This is a genomic window from Oceanisphaera pacifica, assembly GCF_017498065.1.
In the GTDB taxonomy this organism is placed as follows: Bacteria; Pseudomonadota; Gammaproteobacteria; order Enterobacterales; family Aeromonadaceae; genus Oceanimonas; species Oceanimonas pacifica.
In genome coordinates, this window is record NZ_JAGDFX010000035.1 from 1 (window position 1) to 1254 (window position 1254).

Annotated in this window: 1 protein-coding gene; it reads left to right on the forward strand. The window is 45.9% G+C overall.

The features are described from left to right. The first annotated feature begins 106 nt into the window (after positions 1 to 106). Positions 107 to 1234: an ISAs1 family transposase gene (locus J3U76_RS14335; protein WP_208006646.1), complete on the forward strand. Its 1128-nt coding sequence runs from the start codon at positions 107 to 109 to the stop codon at positions 1232 to 1234. Positions 1235 to 1254: the final 20 nt, after the last annotated feature.

Sequence of the window (1254 nt, forward strand, 5' to 3'; positions counted from 1 at the left end):
CAGGGCAAGATCACGAACGTTTTTTGAACAGTTAAGGCATTAAGCCGCTCACTAGTTGACGTGATCTATCGATTATGATCATATGCTCCCTTTTCGGGAGAAATCCATGCACATCGAGACCTTTAAAGCCCATTTCCAGCCCGTTAAAGACGCGCGGCAGAGTGCTAAAATAACCTATCCCTTATTCGATGTGCTATTCGGAACACTGTGCTCTGTTATTGCTGGAGCCCGAGGCTGGTTTGAGATCCGTGAATACTTACTCGGCCAGCACGAATGGTTTGTGGAACAGGGTATGTTTGAAGAAGGCATCCCTGTCGATGACACCATTGCCCGCATCATTTCCAGCATTAAACCCGAGTTGTTCCAAGCGTGCTTTATCGAGTGGATGCAGTCTGTACATCAGCTCACCGACGGTGAGTTAGTGGCGATTGATGGCAAGACGTTACGCGGCTCTTATAGCCGCGAAGATCGGAACGCCACTATTCATATGGTTAGCGCCTATTCGTCAGCAAACAAGCTCGTGCTCGGTCAGGTCAAAACGGACAGTAAGAGTAACGAAATTACTGCTATTCCAGAGCTACTAAAAATGCTCGATCTGCGCGGAGCCCTTGTATCTATTGATGCAATGGGTTGTCAGACAAAGATAGCGAATGCCATTATGACTCAAGGTGGTGATTACTTTCTGGCAGTAAAAGGTAATCAAAGTAAGCTAGCTAAAGCAGTTAAAAGCGCCTTTAGCGCTCAACGTGCAGCCGACTTAGAGGGTGATAAACTCAAGATTGACGTTCACCATGGTCGTATTGAATCTCGACGTAGTTATGTATTTGATGCCGACGTGCTAGAAGGTGACTTCTCCCGCTGGAAAGGGCTAAAAACTATCGTCATGGTTGAAAGCTTCCGTGCTGAAAAAGGTAAATCAGTACAACTTTCCCATCGTTATTACATCAGTTCAAAAGAAATGGATGAAGAGCAAGTTGCTAACGCTGCGCGTGAGCATTGGGGAATAGAATCCATGCACTGGATGCTCGATGTCAGCATGCAGGAAGATGCCTGCCAGATTTATAAAGATAATGCCGCTGCAAACTTGGCGTGTTTACGGCATATGTCATTAAACATGCTCCGAGCAGAACCAACGAAACTCAGTATTGTTGGTAAACAACGACGATGCTGGATGAAAACAGCGCATCTTGAGAAGGTGTTGATGGCAGGAATATCTTCAATGGTTAAAAACTAAACACTCATGCGGTTGCCCTG

Excerpts from the sequence above, each read along its gene's own strand:
- J3U76_RS14335 (WP_208006646.1), top strand. The coding sequence starts at position 107 with ATGCACATCGAGACCTTTAAAGCCCATTTCCAGCCCGTTAAAGACGCG.